Source organism: Microbacterium sp. W1-4-2, from assembly GCF_058349885.2.
Genome location: NZ_JBYRJC020000001.1, coordinates 497,090 through 516,930, shown reverse-complemented (window position 1 = coordinate 516,930; position 19,841 = coordinate 497,090). Strand labels below are relative to the sequence as shown.

General features: G+C 71.6%; 19 protein-coding genes. 6 read left to right on the top strand and 13 right to left on the bottom strand.

The window, feature by feature from the left end; all coding sequences use genetic code 11:
- Positions 1-41 precede the first annotated feature (41 nt).
- Together AC3RX0_RS02195 and AC3RX0_RS02190 are read left to right on the top strand one after the other, a co-directional pair.
- Positions 42-1,100, top strand: a complete 1,059-nt coding sequence (locus tag AC3RX0_RS02195) for a M4 family metallopeptidase (RefSeq protein ID WP_491504305.1) — start codon at positions 42-44, stop codon at positions 1,098-1,100.
- Complete coding sequence (locus AC3RX0_RS02190; RefSeq protein ID WP_491504304.1) at positions 1,087-1,449, top strand: protealysin inhibitor emfourin; 363 nt, start codon at positions 1,087-1,089, stop codon at positions 1,447-1,449. The genes AC3RX0_RS02195 and AC3RX0_RS02190 overlap by 14 nt, the downstream gene beginning before the upstream one ends.
- A gap of 19 nt (positions 1,450-1,468) precedes the next feature.
- Here the strand turns inward: AC3RX0_RS02190 and AC3RX0_RS02185 are convergent, their stop codons facing one another.
- The 5 genes from AC3RX0_RS02185 to AC3RX0_RS02165 form a co-directional block, all read right to left on the bottom strand.
- Positions 1,469-2,989: an HNH endonuclease signature motif containing protein gene (locus AC3RX0_RS02185; RefSeq protein WP_498165851.1), complete on the bottom strand. Its 1,521-nt coding sequence runs from the start codon at positions 2,987-2,989 to the stop codon at positions 1,469-1,471.
- A gap of 180 nt (positions 2,990-3,169) precedes the next feature.
- On the bottom strand, positions 3,170-3,862 hold the full coding sequence (locus AC3RX0_RS02180) for a uracil-DNA glycosylase (RefSeq protein WP_491504302.1): 693 nt from the start codon (positions 3,860-3,862) through the stop codon (positions 3,170-3,172).
- Between the two features lies 1 nt (position 3,863).
- On the bottom strand, positions 3,864-4,370 hold the full coding sequence (locus AC3RX0_RS02175; RefSeq protein WP_491505356.1) for a phosphoribosyltransferase: 507 nt from the start codon (positions 4,368-4,370) through the stop codon (positions 3,864-3,866).
- Between the two features lie 23 nt (positions 4,371-4,393).
- Entirely contained in the window at positions 4,394-5,113 is a 720-nt protein-coding gene (locus AC3RX0_RS02170) for a type 1 glutamine amidotransferase family protein (RefSeq protein ID WP_491504301.1), read from the bottom strand.
- Entirely contained in the window at positions 5,110-5,883 is a 774-nt protein-coding gene (locus AC3RX0_RS02165; RefSeq protein ID WP_491504300.1) for an SDR family oxidoreductase, read from the bottom strand. The genes AC3RX0_RS02170 and AC3RX0_RS02165 overlap by 4 nt, the downstream gene beginning before the upstream one ends.
- Before the next feature lie 121 nt (positions 5,884-6,004).
- Here AC3RX0_RS02165 and AC3RX0_RS02160 point away from each other — a divergent pair, with 121 nt between their 5' ends.
- Positions 6,005-7,327, top strand: a complete 1,323-nt coding sequence (locus tag AC3RX0_RS02160) for a bifunctional o-acetylhomoserine/o-acetylserine sulfhydrylase (RefSeq protein ID WP_491504299.1) — start codon at positions 6,005-6,007, stop codon at positions 7,325-7,327.
- 111 nt (positions 7,328-7,438) lie between these two features.
- On the opposite strand, the gene AC3RX0_RS02155 is transcribed toward AC3RX0_RS02160, so the two are convergent.
- On the bottom strand, positions 7,439-8,404 hold the full coding sequence (locus AC3RX0_RS02155) for a hypothetical protein (protein ID WP_491504298.1): 966 nt from the start codon (positions 8,402-8,404) through the stop codon (positions 7,439-7,441).
- 74 nt (positions 8,405-8,478) lie between these two features.
- On the opposite strand from AC3RX0_RS02155, the gene metX reads away from it, so the two are divergent.
- Complete coding sequence (gene metX, locus AC3RX0_RS02150; protein ID WP_491504297.1) at positions 8,479-9,687, top strand: homoserine O-acetyltransferase MetX; 1,209 nt, start codon at positions 8,479-8,481, stop codon at positions 9,685-9,687.
- Here metX and AC3RX0_RS02145 read toward each other — a convergent pair.
- From AC3RX0_RS02145 to AC3RX0_RS02130, 4 genes are all read right to left on the bottom strand, one after another.
- Positions 9,684-10,412: an NUDIX domain-containing protein gene (locus AC3RX0_RS02145; protein ID WP_491505355.1), complete on the bottom strand. Its 729-nt coding sequence runs from the start codon at positions 10,410-10,412 to the stop codon at positions 9,684-9,686. The two genes, metX and AC3RX0_RS02145, sit on opposite strands and share 4 nt — an antisense overlap.
- Before the next feature lie 186 nt (positions 10,413-10,598).
- Positions 10,599-10,925: a thiamine-binding protein gene (locus tag AC3RX0_RS02140; protein WP_491504296.1), complete on the bottom strand. Its 327-nt coding sequence runs from the start codon at positions 10,923-10,925 to the stop codon at positions 10,599-10,601.
- Positions 10,926-10,935: 10 nt separating this feature from the next.
- Complete coding sequence (locus AC3RX0_RS02135) at positions 10,936-12,165, bottom strand: glycosyltransferase family protein (RefSeq protein ID WP_491504295.1); 1,230 nt, start codon at positions 12,163-12,165, stop codon at positions 10,936-10,938.
- A gap of 23 nt (positions 12,166-12,188) precedes the next feature.
- Complete coding sequence (locus AC3RX0_RS02130; RefSeq protein WP_491504294.1) at positions 12,189-13,064, bottom strand: ADP-dependent NAD(P)H-hydrate dehydratase; 876 nt, start codon at positions 13,062-13,064, stop codon at positions 12,189-12,191.
- A 31-nt stretch (positions 13,065-13,095) separates the two neighbouring features.
- Here AC3RX0_RS02130 and AC3RX0_RS02125 point away from each other — a divergent pair, with 31 nt between their 5' ends.
- A complete protein-coding gene (locus AC3RX0_RS02125) occupies positions 13,096-14,166 on the top strand; it encodes an NADH:flavin oxidoreductase/NADH oxidase (RefSeq protein WP_491504293.1) in 1,071 nt (356 codons plus the stop codon).
- A gap of 60 nt (positions 14,167-14,226) precedes the next feature.
- On the opposite strand, the gene AC3RX0_RS02120 is transcribed toward AC3RX0_RS02125, so the two are convergent.
- Together AC3RX0_RS02120 and AC3RX0_RS02115 are read right to left on the bottom strand one after the other, a co-directional pair.
- Positions 14,227-15,297, bottom strand: a complete 1,071-nt coding sequence (locus tag AC3RX0_RS02120) for a hemolysin family protein (protein WP_491504292.1) — start codon at positions 15,295-15,297, stop codon at positions 14,227-14,229.
- On the bottom strand, positions 15,294-16,643 hold the full coding sequence (locus tag AC3RX0_RS02115; RefSeq protein ID WP_491505354.1) for a hemolysin family protein: 1,350 nt from the start codon (positions 16,641-16,643) through the stop codon (positions 15,294-15,296). Before AC3RX0_RS02115 ends, AC3RX0_RS02120 begins: the two co-directional genes overlap by 4 nt.
- A gap of 115 nt (positions 16,644-16,758) precedes the next feature.
- Between AC3RX0_RS02115 and AC3RX0_RS02110 the strand changes: the two genes are divergently transcribed.
- Positions 16,759-18,057 carry a hypothetical protein gene (locus AC3RX0_RS02110; RefSeq protein WP_491504291.1) on the top strand — a complete coding sequence of 433 codons (1,299 nt, stop codon included), beginning with the start codon at positions 16,759-16,761 and terminating at the stop codon, positions 18,055-18,057.
- 224 nt (positions 18,058-18,281) lie between these two features.
- Here AC3RX0_RS02110 and guaB1 read toward each other — a convergent pair whose 3' ends face one another.
- Complete coding sequence (guaB1, locus tag AC3RX0_RS02105) at positions 18,282-19,739, bottom strand: GMP reductase (protein ID WP_491504290.1); 1,458 nt, start codon at positions 19,737-19,739, stop codon at positions 18,282-18,284.
- Positions 19,740-19,841: the final 102 nt, after the last annotated feature.

The following is a 19,841-nucleotide window of genomic DNA, read 5'->3' as shown; positions in this document are numbered from 1 at the left end:
TCCCACCGGGCGGTGTCGGCGGCCGAGGATACGGTCGGAAGATGGAATACGGCATCGTCCCCCCGTTTCTGCTCGACCGTGTGGCCAAGACCGACATGCCACACCTGGCCCGGGCGGCACGTGCCGCGCACCACACGCTGGCGGCCGATCGCGCGTATCGTCCGCGTCGCGCGCAGCTCGAGCTCAGCCTCGAGGACGGCGAACTGGTCGCGCGTGCCGAGCCCTCGCCCGATCGGACGATCGCCGATGCGAAGGGCACCGAAGAGCTGCCCGGCACCACGGTGCGCACCGAAGAGCAGCCGGCCGTGGCCGACGCGGCCGTGAACCAGGCGTTCGACGGCCTGGGTGAGACCTTCGAGTTCTACTGGGAGGCGTACCGGCGCGACTCGATCGACGGCCGGGGCCTGGCGCTGGACGCCACCGTGCACTACGGGCAGGACTACGACAACGCGTTCTGGAACGGCGAGCGCATGGTGTTCGGCGACGGCGACGGCGACGTGTTCGTCGGCTTCACCGGCTCGATCACGGTGATCGCCCACGAGCTGACGCACGGCGTGACCCAAGCCAGCGGCGGCCTCGACTACCAGGGGCAGTCCGGCGCGCTGAACGAGTCGATCTCGGACGTGTTCGGAGTGCTGACCGAGCAGTTCACGAAGAACCAGACGGCCGAGCAGGCCTCGTGGCTGATCGGCGAGGGGATCCTCGCGCCCGGCATCCACGGCGAGGCGCTGCGGTCGCTGAAGGCGCCCGGCACCGCCTACGACGATCCCGTGCTCGGCAAGGACCCGCAGCCGGCGACGATGGCCGGCTACGTCCAGACCACCGACGACAACGGCGGCGTGCACATCAACTCCGGCATCCCGAACCACGCGTTCTACCTGTGCGCGACGGCCCTCGGCGGCTTCGCGTGGGAGCGCGCGGGGCTGATCTGGTACAAGACGCTCACCAGTGGCTCGCTGCCGCCGAGCGCCGACTTCGCCGCGTTCGCGGACGCCACCCTGCGGACGGCCGTCGCGGAGTACGGTGAGGGATCAGAGGAGGTCGCCGCCGTCCGCACCGCGTGGACGAGTGTCGGCGTGCTGGAGGATGACAAGTCCTGACGTCGTCGTGACCGTCGTGCGCACCGGCGGTTTCGCCGGCATCCGGCGCGAGTGGACCGCCGAGCCCGAAGGCGATGAGGCGCCGCGCTGGGTCGCGCTCATCAAGGAATGCCCGTGGGACGAGGAGGATGCCGCGACCCCGACGGATCCCGAAGCCGGTGGCGATGCGGGTGGTAGCACCGGTGGCGGTGGCGGTCCTGGTGGTGGTGCCGACCGATTCATGTGGCGGATCGAGGCGCGCCTGGGCGGCGACGACCATCACGCCGAGCTGCCCGAGACGCGCCTGCACGGCGCCTGGCGCGACCTCGTCTGCGAGGTGCAGTCCTTCGCCGACCCCGGTCGTCGGTGAGCGCGCGCGTCGCCCGTCGTCAGAAGGGCGCAGGGTCGCGTGCGAGTGCGTGATCGATCTCGCGTCTGAGGTGGGGGTCCGGGTTGATCAGCTCGACGGGGTCGAATCTGACGGTGCCCGGTGGTCGGGTGGTGTGGACCCGTCGGGTGGGCGCGGTCCAGCGCAGGATCCCGCCGGCCAGCTGCTCCACGGACCAATCGGTCTCGTGCTTCACCGTGTGGTGGCGTTTGCAGAGATGCTCGAGGTTGCACAGGCAGGTGGGTCCGCCCTGGGCATGGGGGATGGTGTGATCGGTGTCGCATCTGTGCGCGGGACGGCGGCAGCCGGGGAACCGGCAGTGCTCGTCCCTGACCCGCAGGAACAGTTTCTGCTTCTTCGAGGGCCGGTACCGGTCGACGCTGATCGGCACCCCGGTGCACACGTCGGTGAACACCCGAACCCAGGTGCGGGCCATGCCGGCGAGGTGCTTCGCGGTGTCGTCGTCGATGGGCCCGAACCCGGTGACCACGGCCCCGCCGACGGTCGCGCCGGCGAGGGTGGTGGCGGGCACGGTGACGTGCACGGTAGGGGTGATCGCGTTGATCGCGTCGCGCCCTTCTGGGGTGTTGCCGTGCCCGTCGGCGGCGGAGGTGAGCAGCAGATCGCAGAAGATGTCGGCCATGATCTGCGCGTGCGTGCGCTCATCGAACACCGGCCGATCGGCATCAGTGTCGACGGCCGGCGCCTCCGCGTCGGCGCCGACGACTGCCGTCCCGGCCTCGCCCGGTGGCACGGACGCATCCGGCTCGCCGGCCGGCGCCGGGTTCGCCGTCGCCGTGACCGCCACGGCCTTCTCGACTGCGGCTGCTTCGGCTTCGGTCTTCTCCGTCGTGTTCTGCTCGAACAGCTCGGTGGCCATGTCATGGATGCGGTTGAACGCCCCCACGCCCTGCGCCGTGGGCACGTCTGCGGTGATCCGGGACAATCCCGGCTCTAGTTCCCGCACGGTGACCTTGCGGCGCTTCACTGCCTCGCGCACCCGCCGCCGGGTGCCCTCGGGGTCCAGGCGTTCCACCAGCCCGTTCACTGCGGGCTTGAGCTGCCCGGGGGTCATCTCCCCGGCCATGTCCAGCGCGACGGCCTCATACTCGCGAAGCACCGTCGGATCTTCGATCACGCCACCGCTCTCCGCGATCAGCGTCGCGTGCTCGGGAGAGATTCGTCCGCAGCTGGCCTCGCACAGCGTCTCGTGGAACTGGTTCGTCAACGACCAGGCGACCGAGACCTTGCGCGCCACCTGCCACTCGCTCAGCCGCAGAGCGGCCGCGATCTCGGCGAACACCTCCCGCATCCCCAGCTGCGAGGTGCGAGTGATGGCCCCGTCATCGCGCGCCGCGCGCTCCCGCTCGCGCCGCTCCACCAGACCGGCGACGCGTTCGAAGAAGAACATCTCGGCGGCGAACGCCGCCGCAACCCGCTCCCGCGACTGGCTGAGCTGGTCCACGATCTCATCCAGCTCCGAGATCACCGGAGACAGGCTCGCGTCTGTCATCGTCGACATCGGCCCCTCCCGTCATCGGTGCGGTTGATGGACTAAGACTATCGAACTTCTGTTCGTCGAACAAGAGGCACGATTGCCTGATTCTGCAGTCGCCAGCGACCGCGAGGCCTCAAGTGTCAGAAGCTGTTTCGGCGCCTAGGATTCGAACACAAAGACAGTCGAGGGGCGACACGGCCGGAATCAGTCGGGCACGCGCCAGTCCACCGGCTCGGCGCCCTGCTGCACGAGCAGCGCATTGGCGCGCGAGAACGGCCTCGAGCCGAAGAAGCCGCGATGCGCCGACAGCGGCGACGGATGCGGCGACTCGATGATCGGCGTCGGTCCGAGCAGCGGGCGCAGGTTCGCGGCATCCCTCCCCCACAGGATCGCGACCAGCGGGCCGCCGCGGTCGACCAGCGCCCGGATCGCGTGCTCGGTGACCTTCTCCCACCCCCAGTTGCGATGGGATGCCGGAGCCCCGGGCGCGACGGTGAGCACACGGTTCAGCAGCATGACGCCCTGGTCGCTCCACGCCGACAGGTCGCCGTGCGCGGCCGGTGGGATGCCGAGGTCGTCGCCCAGCTCCTGGTAGATGTTCGCGAGGCTGCGCGGCAGCGGCCGCACGTGCCGGTCGACGGCGAACGACAGCCCGATCGGGTGCCCCGGGGTCGGATACGGGTCCTGCCCCACGATGAGCACGCGCACATCGGACAAGGGCCGTGCGAACGCGCGCAGCACCCGGTCGCCGGCGGGCAGGTAGTGCCGCCCTGCCGCGACCTCGGCGCGCAGGCGCTCACCGAGGGCGGCGATGTCGCCGCCGACGGGCTCGAGCTGCCTGGCCCATCCGGCGTCGATCAGCCCGGCATCGGCCAGTTCCGGCAGGGTCATCGCCATGTCAGGGTCGCGCCTCCGCCCCGGTGTCCTCCTCGATCACCGAGCCTCGGAACGACCATGGGAAGTCGATCCACAGGTCGGTGCGCTTGAACGAGAAGTCCGGCTCGACGATCGTGGTCGGCTTCGTGTAGATCACCGCCGACCGCACTTCGGCGCCCTGTTCGACGAGCAGCCGCACGGCCAGGTCGAGGGTGCGGCCGCTGTCGGCGACGTCGTCCACCAGCAGCACGCGCCGGCCGTTCAGATACGACATGTCCAGCTCGGGCGGCAGGAGCTCGGGGTTCTCGAGCACGGTGCCGATCCCGGTGTAGAACTCGACGTTGATCGCGCCGCAGTTCTTCACGCCGAGACCGTAGGCGATGGAGCCGGCCGGCAGCAGCCCGCCGCGCGCGATGGCGACGACGACCTCAGGCGCGAAGCCCGACGCGACGATGTCGCGCGAGATCGTCCGACTCGCCTCACCGAATCCGTCCCAGGTCAGCGTCTCTCGCTCCCGTTCCACCGTCATCGCGCCCCCGCCCTTTCCGTCGTTCACGATCCCAGGCTCCGCACCAGCACGCCCTGCTCGGTGCCGGTGACGCTCCACACGCTGCCGGCACCGGCCACGCGCAGCGCGCCGTCGCCCGCGATCAGCACGGTGTTCTCGTCGACGCCGACCCCGGCATCCACCATCCCTGCCTCGACGGCGGCGATCAGGCGCGACAGGGTGCCCCACTGCGCCGCGTGCACGTCGACCGCGATGTCGACGAGGCCGATGCCCGGGCGCACGGCCAGGTCGTCGAGGTCCTCGCCGGCGTCTTCGGGCGCGACCTCGACGCCGCCGATCCGCCAGCCGCCGACGATCGCGTGCGTTGCCGCGATCGCGGACCCCGCCGAGAAGCCCAGGTACGGCACGCCGGCGAGCACCAAGGCCCGGATCAGGTCGAAGCGCGGCTCGAGGCGGTCGCGGTAGACCGGGGTGAGCCCGCCGCCGACCAGGATCCCGTCGACGTCGTCGAACGCGGTCGCCGGGATCTCGTCGTCGGGGCCGCCCGCAGTGACCACGGGCTCGAAGGCACCGGCCGGCGACGCGTGCGCGATCAGCTTGACGGCGTGCTCGGCGCCGTCGCCGTCACGCACCGCGATGACGGCGATCCGCGGGACCTCGCGTCCCGCCGCGGCCGCGCGCGCCGTCGCCTCGGCCACGAACGCGCGGTACGCGGCGCCGTCGGGCTCGTCCTGCCAGCCGCCTCCGACCAGATGGACGCTCACTCGCGCACTTCCAGCGGACCGCGCGCGAGCAGATGCGTGGCCGACTGCGCCACCGGGCGCATCGTGACCAGGTCGAGGTTGACGTGCCCCGGCGCGTTCAGCGCGTACGCGATGACGTCGGCGACGTCGGCGGCGGTCAGCGGGGCCTCGACATCGGCATAGACCTTGTCCGCGGCATCCTGATCGCCGTGCAGCCGATTGAGCGAGAACTCCTCGGTGTGCACGAGCCCGGGCGCGATCTCGACGACGCGGATCGGTTCGCCGTGCAGCTCGAGCCGCAGGGCGTGCACCAGCATCGACTCGCCCGCCTTGGCGGCGTTGTAGCCGGCGCCGCCCGGATACGCCCCCTGCGCAGCGGTCGAGGTGACGAAGAGCGTGTCGGCGTGGCCGTCGGATGCCGCGGCCCGCCGCAGCAGCGGAAGCAGCGCCGCGATCAGCCGCTGCGTGCCCAGCACGTTCGCGTCGAACATCCACTGCCAGTCCTCGGGACGCCCGTCTTCCACCCGGTCCGTGCCGCGGGCGCCGCCGGCGACCTGAACGACGGCGTGCACCGGCCCGGTCTCGCCGAGCCAGCCGGCGAGGGCGTCCACGTCCTCCTGCCGGGTGAGGTCGGCCGCGAAGGCAGCGGCTCCGGTGGATGCCTCGACCTTCGCGAGTCGGCCCGCGCGGCGTGCGACCGCCACGACATCCCATCCCGTCGCCCGCAGGGCTCGGACGGTCGCCTCGCCGATCCCCGTGCTCGCCCCGGTCACCACTGCGCGTCTGGTCATGCATCAACCGTAGTCGCCGCCCCCAGCGGGGAGGTTACGTAACATTTCCCGCGCGTTGTTGACACACCGCGGCATCCGTACCCTCGAGACCAACGCCCCACCCGAATCCGAGGAGCTTCCGATGACCGCACCCGAGAACTGGCGGTTCGAGACCGCGCAGATCCACGCCGGCGCTCAGCCCGACCCGGTCACCGGGTCACGCGCCACGCCGATCTACCAGACCACGTCGTACGTGTTCAAGAACACCGAGCATGCCGCGAACCTCTTCTCGCTGGCCGAGACCGGCAACATCTACACCCGCATCCAGAACCCCACGCAGGACGTCGTCGAGCAGCGGCTGGCCGCGCTCGAGGGCGGCACCGGCGCGCTGCTGACAGCATCCGGAATGTCGGCCGTGACGCTCGCGATCCTCAACATCGCCAGCGCCGGCGACCACGTCGTCGCCTCGTCGGCCCTCTACGGCGGCACCTACAACCTGCTGCGCTACACGCTCGACCGGCTCGGCATCTCGACCACGTTCGTCTCGGACCAGGACGACCCGGCGGCCTGGCGGGCCGCCGTGCGGCCGAACACGAAGCTGTTCCTGGCCGAGTCGATCGGCAACCCGAAGATCAACGTGCTCGACATCCGCACCGTCGCCGACGTCGCCCACGAGGCCGGCGTGCCCCTGGTCGTCGACAACACGATCGCGACCCCGTACCTGATCCGCCCGTTCGAGCACGGCGCCGACGTCGTGGTGCACGCCGCGACGAAGTTCCTCGGCGGCCATGGCACGGTCATCGCCGGCGCGATCGTCGACGGCGGCACCTTCCCGTGGTCGCAGCACGCCGACCGGTTCCCGGGGCTGACCGAGCCGGACCCGTCGTACCACGGCGTGAGCTACACGGGCGTGCTCGGCGACGGCATCGCCTACATCATCAAGGCGCGCGTGCAACTGCTGCGCGACCTCGGCCCCGCGATCTCGCCGAACAGCGCGTGGCAGCTCATCCAGGGAATCGAGACGCTGTCGCTGCGCATCGAGCGCCACGTGCAGAACACCCAGCAGATCGCCGAGTGGCTCGAGGCGCGCGATGACGTCGCGTCGGTCAGCTACGCGGGCCTGCCGAGCTCGCCCTGGTACGCGCTGGCCAACACCTACGCTCCGAAGGGCGCCGGAGCGGTGCTGTCGTTCGAGCTCAAGGGCGGCGTCGACGCCGGCCGGGCGTTCGTCGACAACCTCACGCTGTTCAGCCACCTCGCCAACATCGGCGACGTCCGCTCGCTGGTCATCCACCCCGCCTCGACGACGCACTCGCAGCTCTCGCCCGAAGAGCAGCTGTCCAGCGGCGTCACGCCGGGACTGGTGCGCCTGTCGGTGGGCCTCGAGAACGTCGAGGACCTCAAGGCGGACCTCGAGCAGGCTCTCGCCGCCGCGCACGAGGTGCGCGAGGCCGCGCGGGTCTGACCCGCACCGACAGACAGACCCCCTCCTCAGGGACCGGATGCCCCGGCCCGGCCCGTTCGCTCAGGCTCGGCCGGGGCATCCGGCGTTCGGCGGCCGTCGCGAGACTGCCGCTCAGGCTGCGGCATCCCACCAGCGCAGCACCCGCAGCGCACGCAGGGTGACCCACCTGCTCGGGAAGCCCTCGGCCTCGGCATCGAACGCGAACAGCGTGGGCCCCTCGTGGGTGTTCGCGAGGTTCCACATCCCGTCGTCCAGCCGCTGGGATCGGAGGACCTCGAGCGCGTCGGCGCAGCGCGGGTCGCGCTCGGGCCGCGCCCGGCGGAAGTAGTCGAGCCCGCGCAGCCCGTCGTAGAACCAGCGCGTCGGATACGACGCCATCGCGAACCGCGGGTCGATCGGCGCGCCGTCCGAGGCACGCCAAAGCAGGCGCCGGTCGAGCAGGTACTCCTCGCCGCGACGGCGCGCCTCGCTCACTGCAGCGACCGCGTCGGCAGAGGCATCCACCCCCAGAGCCTGCTCCCACGCGAGCAGGCCTTCGAGCGCGCAGATCGTGGAGTGGAGCGACGACACGCTCGTGCCGTCCTCGTCCCAGCAGTTCCACCCGCCGTCGTGCAGCTGGGTGTCGAGCAGGGTGCGTGCGATCCGGGCGCCGTCCTCGCCGACATACGCTGCGATCGCCAGCGCCACGCCGTTGATGCACGGCTCGGTCTCGCCGTCGAAATAGGGCTCGCCGGCATGATCCCACCGCACGTTCTCGCGCACTCGGTCGATGGCGAGCCGCACCGCGGGATCGGCCGGATCCACGCCGAAGTCGACGAGCTGCTGCAGGCTGAAATGCGTCGCCGTCCAGGCGTCGAAGAACGGCCGCGAATCGTCGGCCCAGCCCGGCCGGTACACGCCCCCGTCCCACAGTCCGTCGTCGGCCTGCTCGGCCAGCAGCCGGGCGCCCCAGCCCTCGCGGGCGACGCGGGCGCGTTCGGCGGCGACCTCGTCCGGTGCCGCGTCGATGAGGTCGGCCATGACCTGCCAGCGGATCGCGGGATCGCCCGCGAGGAGATATTCGATGACATCGTCCATGCGCGCGACGCTACTCGGGGGCCCCGACATGTAACAGGCCCAGGCACGTCGCGCGGGCACGGGAGAATAGGTCCGTGGATTGGCAGCAGACCTCGGAAGACACCGTGCCCAGCGCACCGGTGACCGAGGCCGACGCCCGCTCGCTGCTCGGCCGCCCGCCCGCGACCGGCGCATGGCGCGACGGCGACCGGCCGGGCAACCGGCAGTTCGCCGGCATCGGCGCCTTCCGCACCGAGAACGGCGCCGAGCTGCCGTTCGTGCGCATGGCCTACGAGGCGTGGGGCGAGCTGAATCCCGCCCGCGACAACGCCGTGCTGATCCTGCACGCGCTGACCGGCGACAGCCACGTGCGGGGAGCTGCGGGCCCCGGGCATCCCACGTCGGGCTGGTGGGAAGAGGTCGTCGGCCCCGGCTGCGCCGTCGACACCGACCGGTGGTTCGTGGTGGCGCCGAACATGCTGGGCGGATGCCAGGGCTCGACGGGACCGGCGAGCATCGGTCCGACCGGTCGCGAGTGGGCGTCGCGGTTCCCCTACCTCACGATCCGCGATCAGGTCGCCGCCCAGGAGCGTCTGGCGGACGTGCTGGGCATCGAGCGCTGGGCCGCCGTGATCGGCGGGTCGATGGGCGGCATGCACGCCCTCGAGTGGGCGATCGGATCCCCCGACCGGGTCGCGCGGCTCGGCATCCTGTCCTCTCCCCCGTTCAACACGGCCGACCAGATCGCGCTGAACTCCGTGCAGCTCGAGGCGATCCAGATCGACCCGCGCTTCGCCGACGGCGAGTACTACGATGCCGGCGACGGCGACGGGCCGCACCGCGGGCTCGCGCTGGCGCGGCGCATGGCGCTGCTGAACTACCGCAGCCCCACCGAGCTGAACCAGCGCTTCGGCCGCTCCTGGCAGTCCGGCGTCTCACCGCTCGGCGACGAGGGCCGGTTCGCCGTCGAGTCCTACCTCGACTTCCACGGCAACAAGTTCACGCGCCGGTTCGATGCGAACAGCTACATCCGCCTCGTCGAGGCGATGGACTCCCACGACGTGGGCCGCGGCCGAGGCGGCATCGAAGACGCCCTGGCCCTGGTCACCGCGACGACGCTCGTGCTCGGCATCGACACCGACCGGCTGTTCCCGGTCGAGGGACAGCACCGCATCGCCCGCGGCATCCGGAACACCCTCGATGGCCACGAGGCCGTCGTGCTGACCAGCGACTTCGGCCACGACGGCTTCCTCATCGAGTCCGAACTGGTCGGCCTGCACCTGCGTCGGCTGCTGTCCGCCTAGTCGGCGACGAGGTAGCGCCAGGGCAGCACGGCGGTCTCGAGCCGGTGTCGCGCGCCGGGCGCATCGATCCGCACGGCCGGGTCGTAGGCGGCATCGGGCTGCCAGACGAAGACGGTCGCGTCGCCGTCGCGGCGCACATTGCTGGCGAACAGCTGGATGCCGCGGCCCGCCGCCGCGTCCAGCAGCGCGTCGACCGACGAGAATCCGCTCAGCGCGTGCAGCGTCACCCACGTCGGCGGGTACAGCGTGAAGTCGCCCTGTGCATGGCGCACGAGCGCGTCCTCGGGCCGCGTCCACAGGATCGCGGCCACCTCGGCGGCGCTGGGCGTCGGCTCCGCCCGCCCGGCACGGCCGAGGAAGAACCAGGTGCGGATGCGCTTGGGGATGCCCGCCGGCGGATCCCACCGGCTGATCGGCACGAGCAGGTCGGCATCGATCGCGAGTCCCACTTCTTCGGCGGTCTCTCGGGCCGCCGCCCGTCGGGCGTCGTCGATCGGGTCGGCGCTGCCGACCAGATCGTCGTCTTCGACCCGGCCGCCCGGGAACACCCACGCCCCGCCGAACGACCCGCGGTCGGGCCGGTGCATCATCAGCACCTCGGGCCCCTCGCCGCCGTCGCGCACGAGCACCGCGGTGCCGGCGCGCGGGAGCGCGGCATCCGGATCCGGCCCCTCGCCGCGTACGACGCCGACGGCGGACTGCAGCTCGCGCAGGGCCCGGTCCATGTCGCTCACGCCGCCAGCCTAGCCACCGTCGGGTTCGGCCGGCCGGGGCCGGGTGTGCAGAACTCCGGAGATCCGGGCCACGCGAACCCGGGTTCGGCGTCCGACGGCGGGCAGCGGCCGGTTCTTCGGGAGTTCTGCACGAGGCCAGACCCGGACGCCGTCCGCACGGCCTGTCGTGACCCGGGCTCAGCCCTGTTCGTCGATCGCGGCCTCGAGGCGCGCGATCTTGCCGTCGAGCTCGCCCGAGTACCCGGGGCGGATGTCGGCCTTGAGGACGAGCGACACCCGCGAGCCGAACGGCATGACGGCCTCGGTGGCGCGCTTGACGACGTCCATCACGGTGTCCCAGTCGGGGCCCTCGATCTCGGTGAACATGGACGTCGTGCGATGCGGCAGGCCGGAGTCGCGGACGACCTTGACGGCGGCGGCGACGGCGTCGTGCACCGAGGCGTCGGCGCGTTCGACGGAACCTGCGGGGGCGCCGCTGGGGGCGACGGAGAAGGCGATCAGCATGCCGTCGACGCTACTCCGCCCCGGCTGTGGCCGGGTCGACGGTCGGCCGCCGGGCGGCGGCCACGCGCACGCGCACGAGTCGCGTCACGGCCCACGCGAGCAGCACGACCAGAAGGAGGTTGCGCACCGTGAGCACAAGGGCAGGGCCCGCCTCTGCCTGCAGCAGACCGCCGTACGCGATGGGATACACGACCTGGGTCAGCGCCGCGATCAGCAGCCCCAGCGCCGCCGGCCCCCACCATCGGCGACGGTCGACGACGAGCCCGATCATCAGCGGCACGGCGATCCAGGTGAGGTACTGCGGCGAGCCCACCTTGTTCAGCGTGATGAACGCGGTGACCAGGCTCAGCGACAGCGGCACGAACAGCGCCGCGAACGTCGCGCCGCGCTGCGCCTTGAGTGCTCCGACGATCGCGATGAAGGCGACCACGGTGAGCATGACGGGCGTCATGACGGCGATCACGGCGTCGACGTTCGGCCCGGTGACCTGGAACGTGAGGATGTGCGGGTCGTAGTAGATGAACGACCCGTCCATGCCGGCCACCGCCCGCCACAGGTAGATCGCGCTCACCGGCGCCTCGAGCTGCAGACCCCGGCCGGTCTGGTCGCCGATGAAGCCGAACGCATAGCGCATGCCGCCCGCGGCGGCGACCGCGGCCAGCGTCAGAGCCGAGACCACCAGGGCTCCCCCGACGACGGCGAGCCGACGCCGGACGGCGATCACGGCGGCCACGAGCAGCGCCGCCGGCCAGACCTTGATCCACGCCCCCACGGCCAGCAGCATCGAGCCCAGCCACGGCCGGCCGACCAGCCACAGGCATCCCGCGATCGCCAGCGGGATCGTGACGGCGTCGAGCCGGTACAGTCCGACCGGCCCGAGCAGCAGGATCGAGGCGACCCAGAACCAGGCCGCGGTCACCCGGCCGCGCGATCGGGCCCGTCCCACCAGCATCCAGAACGCCAGCGCGTTGCACCCGGCGACCATCACGACCCAGCCGAGGACGTACCCGCCGATCCACGCGAAGCCGTGCGCGAGCGCCATCGGCACGAGCGCGAGCTGCGGGTACACCCAGGGTTCCGTGATCCCCACGATCCCCGTGCCCGCCAGGGCCGCGTTCGACCAGGGCTCGTAGACCAGGTAGACATCGCCCATGGGCTGATTGGGCATGATCCAGCCCAGGCCCCCCGCGACCAGATGGACGACGACGAAGGCCGCCCACAGGATCGCGCGTCTGCCCACCGGCCCATCCTAGAGGGAGGGGGTCAGGATGCCTCGCCCAGCACCTCCGCGACGGCCCGGGGCAGGGCCGCGGCGAGGTCCAGGGCCACCAGCGGACCCGGCCGGCCCGCGCCCGCCCGGCGGGACGCGACCCTGCCCGCACCGCCGTGCAGCCACGCCGCCGAGGCTGCGAGGGGGCCGAGGGACTCGGCATCCACTCCCCCTGCCTCGCGCTCGCGCGACGCCTGCGCCCCTGCCACGACGGCGCCGAGCACGCCCGCCAGCACGTCGCCGGTGCCGGCCGTGGCCAGCCACGGCGTCGACGCGTCGACGCGGGCGGTCCAGCCCGACGGGGTCGCCACGATCGTCACGGCGCCTTTGAGCAGCACCGTGACGTTCAGCGCCGACGCGGTCTGACGCGCGGTGGCGATGCGCGTGGCCTCGTCCGAGCCGTCCTGCGCCGGCAGGCCGATCGACGTGCGCAGCGCCGCGAGCTCGCGCGCGTGCGGCGTGACCACGCACGGCGCTGTCGCGGCGGCGACCAGATCGAGCGCGCCGGCGTCGGCGATCACCGGCAGATGGCCGGCGAGAATGCCGCGCTGCGCTCGGGTCTCGTGCGCCTCTCGGGTCGCGGCATCCATCCCCGATCCGATCACCCACGCCTGCACGCGGCCGTCCGCGGTCACGGTCTCGGGGCGCCGGCGCAGCACGAGCTCGGTGGGAACCGTCGCGCCGAGATACCGCACCATCCCGATGCCGGTGCGCCACGCCGCCTCGACGCCGAGCACCGCGGCGCCGGGGAACATGTCCGATCCGGTGCGCATGCCGACCACACCGCGGGAATACTTGTCATCGGAGGCGGTCGGAGCGCGCAGGACCTCCGCCACCCGGGCGGCCGTCCACGTCACCGCCTCGACCATGGCCACACCATACCCGCAGGAGCACCGCCGAATGAGTATTCTGTTCGCCCCGTTGACGATCCGGCGCACGACGTTCCGCAATCGGCTGTGGGTCTCGCCGATGTGCCAGTACAGCGCGGTGGACGGGATGCCGCAGGAGTGGCACCACGTGCACCTCGCGCAGTTCGCGACCGGCGGTGCGGGCCTGGTCATGGCCGAGGCCACCGCGGTGCTGCCCGAAGGCCGCATCTCGCCCGAGGACACCGGACTGTGGAGCGACGCGCACCGGGACGCCTGGGCGCCGATCGCCGATGCGATCCGCGCCCGCGGAGCGGTGGCCGGGGTGCAGCTGGCCCATGCCGGACGCAAGGCGTCGACGTGGGCGCCGTTCGCGCCGCGGCGCGGCTCGGTGCCCGCGGATGCGGGCGGGTGGCCCACCGTCGCGCCGTCGGCGATCGCCTATGAGGGGTACGCGTCGCCGCACGAGCTCGATCCTGCCGGCATCGCGCGCGTCGTCGAGGCGTTCGCCGCGGCCGCGGTGCGCGCGGTGCAGGCCGGGTTCGACGTGCTCGAGATCCACGGTGCGCACGGCTACCTGCTGCACCAGTTCCTCTCACCGCTGTCGAATACGCGCACGGACGGGTACGGCGGCGACCTGGCCGGGCGTGCGCGGCTGCTGCTCGAGGTCGTCGACGCCGTGCGCGCGGCCGCGCCCGAGGCGCCCGTGTTCGTCCGGCTGTCGGCCACCGACGGCGCTGAGGGCGGCTGGGACGTCGCGCAGACCGCGACCGTGGCCGGGTGGGCCGCGGCGCGCGGCGCCGATCTGTTCGACATCTCCAGCGGCGGCCTGGTCGCCCACCAGCGGATCGATCCCGGCCCGGGCTATCAGGTCGCGTTCTCGTCGCAGGTGCGCCGCGAGGCGGGCGTGCGCACCAGCGCGGTGGGCCTGATCGGCTCGGCCGCGCACGCCGAGCAGATCCTCGCCGACGGCGAGGCCGACGCGATCATGGCCGGGCGCGAATGGCTGCGCGACCCGCACTTCGCGCTGCGCGCGAGCACCGAGCTTGGTGAGGCCATCGATTACTGGCCGCTGCAGTACCTGCGCGCACGGCCCCGTCGCTGAGCGGGCACGGGGCGGGCGCGGGGTGGGCGCGGTGCCCGGACCGGGCCGTTCCCGGCTCCGTCACCGTCCGTTGCCGCGGTGCCCGCGACGGGTCGCGTCCTGCACCTCGCCGACCAGCTCCTCGATCACATCCTCCAAGAACAGCACGCCGGTGGTCGCGCCGTGCTCGTCCCGCACCTGTGCGAGGTGGCGGCCCGCACGGCGCATCAGGGCCAGGGCGTCCTCGAGATCGGTGGTGGTCAGCACCGGCACGAGGTGGTGGATGCGCTTGGCGGGGATCGACCGCACGCCGCCGGCCGAGGCATCCGGATCCTCCGCCGCGCGCAGCACGTCCTTGAGGTGCACGTACCCGACGACTCCACCCTCGTCGTCGACGATCACGTAGCGCGAGAAGCCGTGCTGCGCGACCGCGCGCTCGATGTCGTCCGGGGTCGACGATCGCGGCAGCGTGACCAGGTCGGCCAGCGGCACGGCGATGTCGGCGGCCTTCTTGTCGGTGAATTCGACGGCCGCGGCGACCGTGCCCGAGGCATCCTCGAGCACTCCCTCGATCCGCGACCGGTTCACGATCGTGGCCACCTGGTCCAGGGTGAACGTCGACGCCGCCTCGGCCTTCGGCTCGACCCGGAACAGGCGCACGACCGCGTTCGAGGTCCAGTTCAGCGCGACGATCACCGGGTGGAAGACCTTCGAGATCCACACCAGCGGGGTCGCGAGCATCAGTACGGCCCGATCGGGCATCGAGAACGCGAGGTTCTTCGGCACCATCTCGCCGAACACGACATGGAGGTACGACACGAGCACGAGCGTGATGACGAACGCGATCACGTCGACCAGGGCCTCACCGGCGCCGGTGAGCCCGAGGGGCGCAGCCAGCAGATGGTGGATCGCCGGCTCCGACACGTTCAGGATCAGCAGCGAGCAGATCGTGATGCCCAGCTGCGTGGTCGCGAGCATGAGGGTGGCGTGCTCCATCGCGAACAGCGCCGTGCGCGCGCCGCGCGAGCCCTCGTCGGCGCGTGGCTCGATCTGCGAGCGACGCGCCGAGACGACGGCGAACTCGGCCGCCACGAAGAACGCGTTGCACACCAGCAGGACGACGAGCCAGATGATTCCCGCCCAGTCGCTCATCGGGGCTCACCCCCCTCGTGGGACTCGGCCCTGCCATCGACCCCGGCATCGGCGGGGTGCGGGACAGGTGTGAACGTGACCCGTTCCATGCGTCGGCCCGACATGCGCGCGACCGTCAGAGTGCCGTCCTCGATCTGGACGGTGTCGCCGGTCTTGGGCACCCGTTCGAGCACGCTCATGATGTAGCCGCCGACGGTGTCGTACACGTCGCCCTCGGGAACGCGCACGCCCGCGCGGTCGCGCAGCTCGTCGGGGCGCCAGTCGGCGGGGAACGTGACGGTCTCGCCGCCGCGCACGAGCTCGGCGCGGCGCCGGTCGTGCTCGTCGAGCACCTCGCCGACGATTTCTTCGACGAGGTCTTCGAGCGTGACGATGCCGGCCGTGCCGCCGTACTCGTCGAGCACGATCGCCAGCTGGTACCCGCGGGCGCGCAGCTCGGCCAGCAGCCCGTCGAGGTGTACGGCCTCGGGCACCCGCAGGGGCTCGGATGCCAGTGCCGCGGCCGGAACGTCGGCACGGCGCTCGCTCGGCACGCTCACCGCGGCCTTCAGGTGCACGACGCCGACGATGTCGTCCATCGACTCGCCGGTGACCGGAAAGCGGCTGTGCCCGGTGCGGCGGGCGAGCTGGATGACCTCCTCGGCCGAGTCGTCCGCGGCCACGGCGTGCACGCTCGGGCGCGGGGTCATCACGTCGGCGGCGCTCAGGCGCGAGAAGGTCAGGCTGCGATCCAGCAGCGTCGCGGTGTCCTGCTCGAGCACGCCGGCGCTGGCCGAGCGGCGCACCAGGCTCGACAGCTCGGATGCCGTGCGGGCGCCGGACAGCTCTTCCTTCGGCTCGACGCCGACGGCCCGCAGCACGCCGTTGGCCGAGCCGTTCAGGGCCGCCACGGCAGGGCGGAACACCGTGGTGAACGCGACCTGGAACGGCAGCACGAGCTTGGCGGTGTGCCGCGGCAGCGCCAGGGCGAAGTTCTTCGGCACGAGCTCGCCGAGGATCATCGAGAGGATCGTCGCGATGACGATGCCGATGATCGCCGCGAGCGGCACGAGCACGCCATCGGGGATGGACCACGCGGCGAACACCGGCCGCAGCAGGTTCGAGATCGCCGGCTCCATCGTGTAGCCGGTCAGCAGCGTCGTCAGCGTGATGCCCAGCTGCGCGCTGGACAGATGCGTCGACGTCTTCTTCAGGGCTGCGATCGTCAGCGCGAGACGCGACTCGCCGCGCGACTGACGCGCCTCGAGGTCGGCGCGATCGAGGTTGACCAGGGCGAACTCGCTCGCCACGAAGAGGCCGGTCCCGACCGTGAGCAGGAGCCCCACGCCCAGCATGACGTAGTCCATCACACGTCACCCCCTGTCCGGGGAGCGGGTTCGTGGGGCGGGCGTCTGCAACTCGGCGGGTCGTCCATCGTGGCGACAAGTTTACTGCGCCCGCTCGCCGGCATGCTGCGCGGCGGTGCGCGACTGCGGCACCGCCGCCTGCGGCTGCGGCATCCCTCCTCGCGCCGACCCCCTTGACTCGGTCAACTCACCTCGCGAAAGCTACAGCATCCTGCTGATGCGGCACGTCTTTACGACGGGCGGCACTTTCCTGCTGATGCTCCAAGAAAAAGCGAGCGCATCAGCAGGAAAGTGCCGCCCCGGGTGTCCGGGTGCTGCGCGTGACGACGCCGAGCGCAGACGCATTCGCCGCGCCTCCTCCCCAGATCGCGACAGCGGGCGAGAACGGGGCACTTCTCCACAGAAGGGGATGCCGGGGCCACGGCCGGCGGCCGGCATCGGCATCCTCTTGTCCATGACCTCCTCCGCACTGCGCAGACTCGTCGTCTCGAGACGCAGCGACCGGCCGCTGGAGCTGATCGACGATCGCCATCTGTATGCGGCGATCGCCAGCGGTGACTGGACGCGCATCACAACCGGAGCGTATGCGCCGACGGCATTGTGGAGCCCGCTGAAACCGATCGAGAAGCATCGCGTGTTCGTGCACGAGGTGCTTCGACGACTCAAGAGTCCGGGGGTGGTCTCGCATCTCGCCGCGGCCGCCGAACACGGGATCGACGTGATCGGCGGCTGGCCGGGACGGGTGGATGTCACGACCCGTCGCACCGACGGCGGCCGATCCAGCGGCACGGTGCAGCGGTACACGCTGGGGCTCGAAGATGTCGAGACCGCAGTCATCGGCGAGCACCGCGTCACCACTCCGACCCAGACGGCGCTCGATCTTGCGCGCAGTCTGCCCTTTCTGCGCGCGGTGACCGCCGTGGACCAGGCGATCTGGACGGGTCGTCCCGGCGGACCGCTCACCACGATCGGACAGATCCTGTCGCTGATGGAACGCACACAGCCGCGGCGCACGGATGCCAAGGCGCGTCGTGTGCTCGCGTTCGCCGACCCGCTGGCCGCGAATGTCCGTGAATCGCAGAGTCGGGTTGTGGTCGTCCAACTGGGGTTTCCCAAGCCGCGGCTGCAGGAGAGGCGTGTGCTGCGCACCGGGCGGCTCGTGTTCGGGGACCTCTATTTCGAGACGGAAGACCACTGGTGCGAGGTCGACGGACGGGTGAAGTACGTCAAGCCCGAGTTCGACGACAAACGCGACATCACCGAGATCGTCATCGACGAGAAGGATCGCGAGAACGAGATCCGGCGAGAGGTGCGGGGGTTCTCGCGCTGGGCCGCGAAGCAGGCAGACACCCCGCGCGTCATCTGGGACATCCTGACCGGAGACGGGCTTCGGTGCTCGAAGCCTCGCCCGTAGCGCTCAGTGACGGCGCTCACGGAATCCGCATCTCCGATGCCGCTCCCGGCGTTCCGCTGATGCTGCAGATCCCTGCTGATGCGCCAGGAAAAAACTGCCGCATCAGCAGGGAACTGCAGCACTGGGAAAATGGATGCCGCATCAGCAGGAAGCTGTAGCATTCGGCGTTTCGGGTTCGAGCGTCGGTGGCGGGCGGCGCAGCCGGGAATCCGGTGGCGGCGGCGCTACCAGCTGACGGGGAGAGCCTTGCCCTCCTCGTAGCCGGCGGCGGACTGCAGACCGACGCGGGCGCGATCGTGGAACTCGCCGACCGTGCGGGCGCCGGCGTAGGTGAACGACGAGCGGATGCCCGAGGTGATCATGTCGAGCAGGTCCTCCAGGCCCGGGCGCAGCGGGTCGAGATAGATCCGCGACGACGAGATGCCCTCGGCGAACAGCTCTTTGCGGGCCAGCTCGTAGGCGTCGAGGCGGCCGAAGCGCTCGCGCACGGCCTTGGTCGAGGCCATCCCCCACGACTCCTTGTAGACGCGGCCGTCCACGTCGGCCAGCAGTTCGCCCGGCGCCTCGACGGTGCCCGCGAACCACGAGCCGATCATCACGGACGACGCGCCTGCGGCCAGGCCCAGCGCGACGTCGCGGGGGTAGCGCACGCCGCCGTCGGCCCACACGTGCGCTCCCATCAGGTGTGCGGCCTGCGCGGTCTCGAGCACAGCTGAGAACTGCGGCCGCCCGACGGCGGTCATCATGCGCGTCGTGCACATCGCGCCCGGCCCGACGCCGACCTTCAGGATCGATGCGCCCGAGGTCACGAGGTCGTGCACGCCCTCGGCCGTGACGACGTTGCCGGCCGCGATCGGGATCGACAGGCCGAGCTCGGCCACTTGCTGCAGTGCGCGCAGCATCCCCTCCTGGTGGCCGTGGGCGGTGTCGACCACCAGCACGTCGACGCCCGCGCCGACCAGGGCCCTCGCCTTGGCCTGCACGTCGCCGTTGATGCCGATCGCCGCCGCCACGATCAGTCGGCCCGAGGCGTCGACCGCGGGCCGGTACAAGGTCGCGCGCAGCGCGCTGCGACGAGAGAGGGTGCCCACCAGCATCCCGTGCCGCAGCACGCACACCGTCTCGGCCCCGCTGTCGACGATGAGGTCGAATGCGTGCCGGGCGTCGGTCACGTCGTCGGCGTCGATCGAGGTCGGGCGGGCGCGGGCCAGGTCACCCAGCTGTGCGTCCGGCAGCGCGGTGCCAAGTCGCCCGGCCGAGACCACCCCGCGGATCCGCTCGACCGGAACCGCGTGGGCCGGCTCGTCGGAGACGACGATGCCGTACCCCTCGAGCGGGGGAAGGATGCGCGCGGCCTCGGCGACCGTCGTGTGCGGGGGCAGCACGACGGGCGTGTCCCACGGCACCGGCTGCGCCTTGACCCAGCGGATCGCGGCGTCCAGGTCCTGCAGCGGCATGTCCTGCGGCAGCACGCCGAGCCCGCCGCGGCGGGCCAGGGTCGCAGCCAGCCGGGGGCCGGTCACGGAGTTCATGTTGGCCGACACCAGCGGGATCGTCGCCGTCGTGCCGTCGCCCGGCGACAGGTCCACGTCGAGCCGGCTGGTGACCTCCGAGCGGCGCGGGACCAGGAACACATCCGAATACGTCAGGTCGCCGACAGGCTGCTCGCCGTAGAACTCCATGCTGTCAAGGGTAATGATTCTTTCGGCGGGGGAAACGATGCCGAATCATGGCGTGCGGCGGGCCGCAGCATCCTGCCCTCTTCCGCGTGGTGAGATACGCTA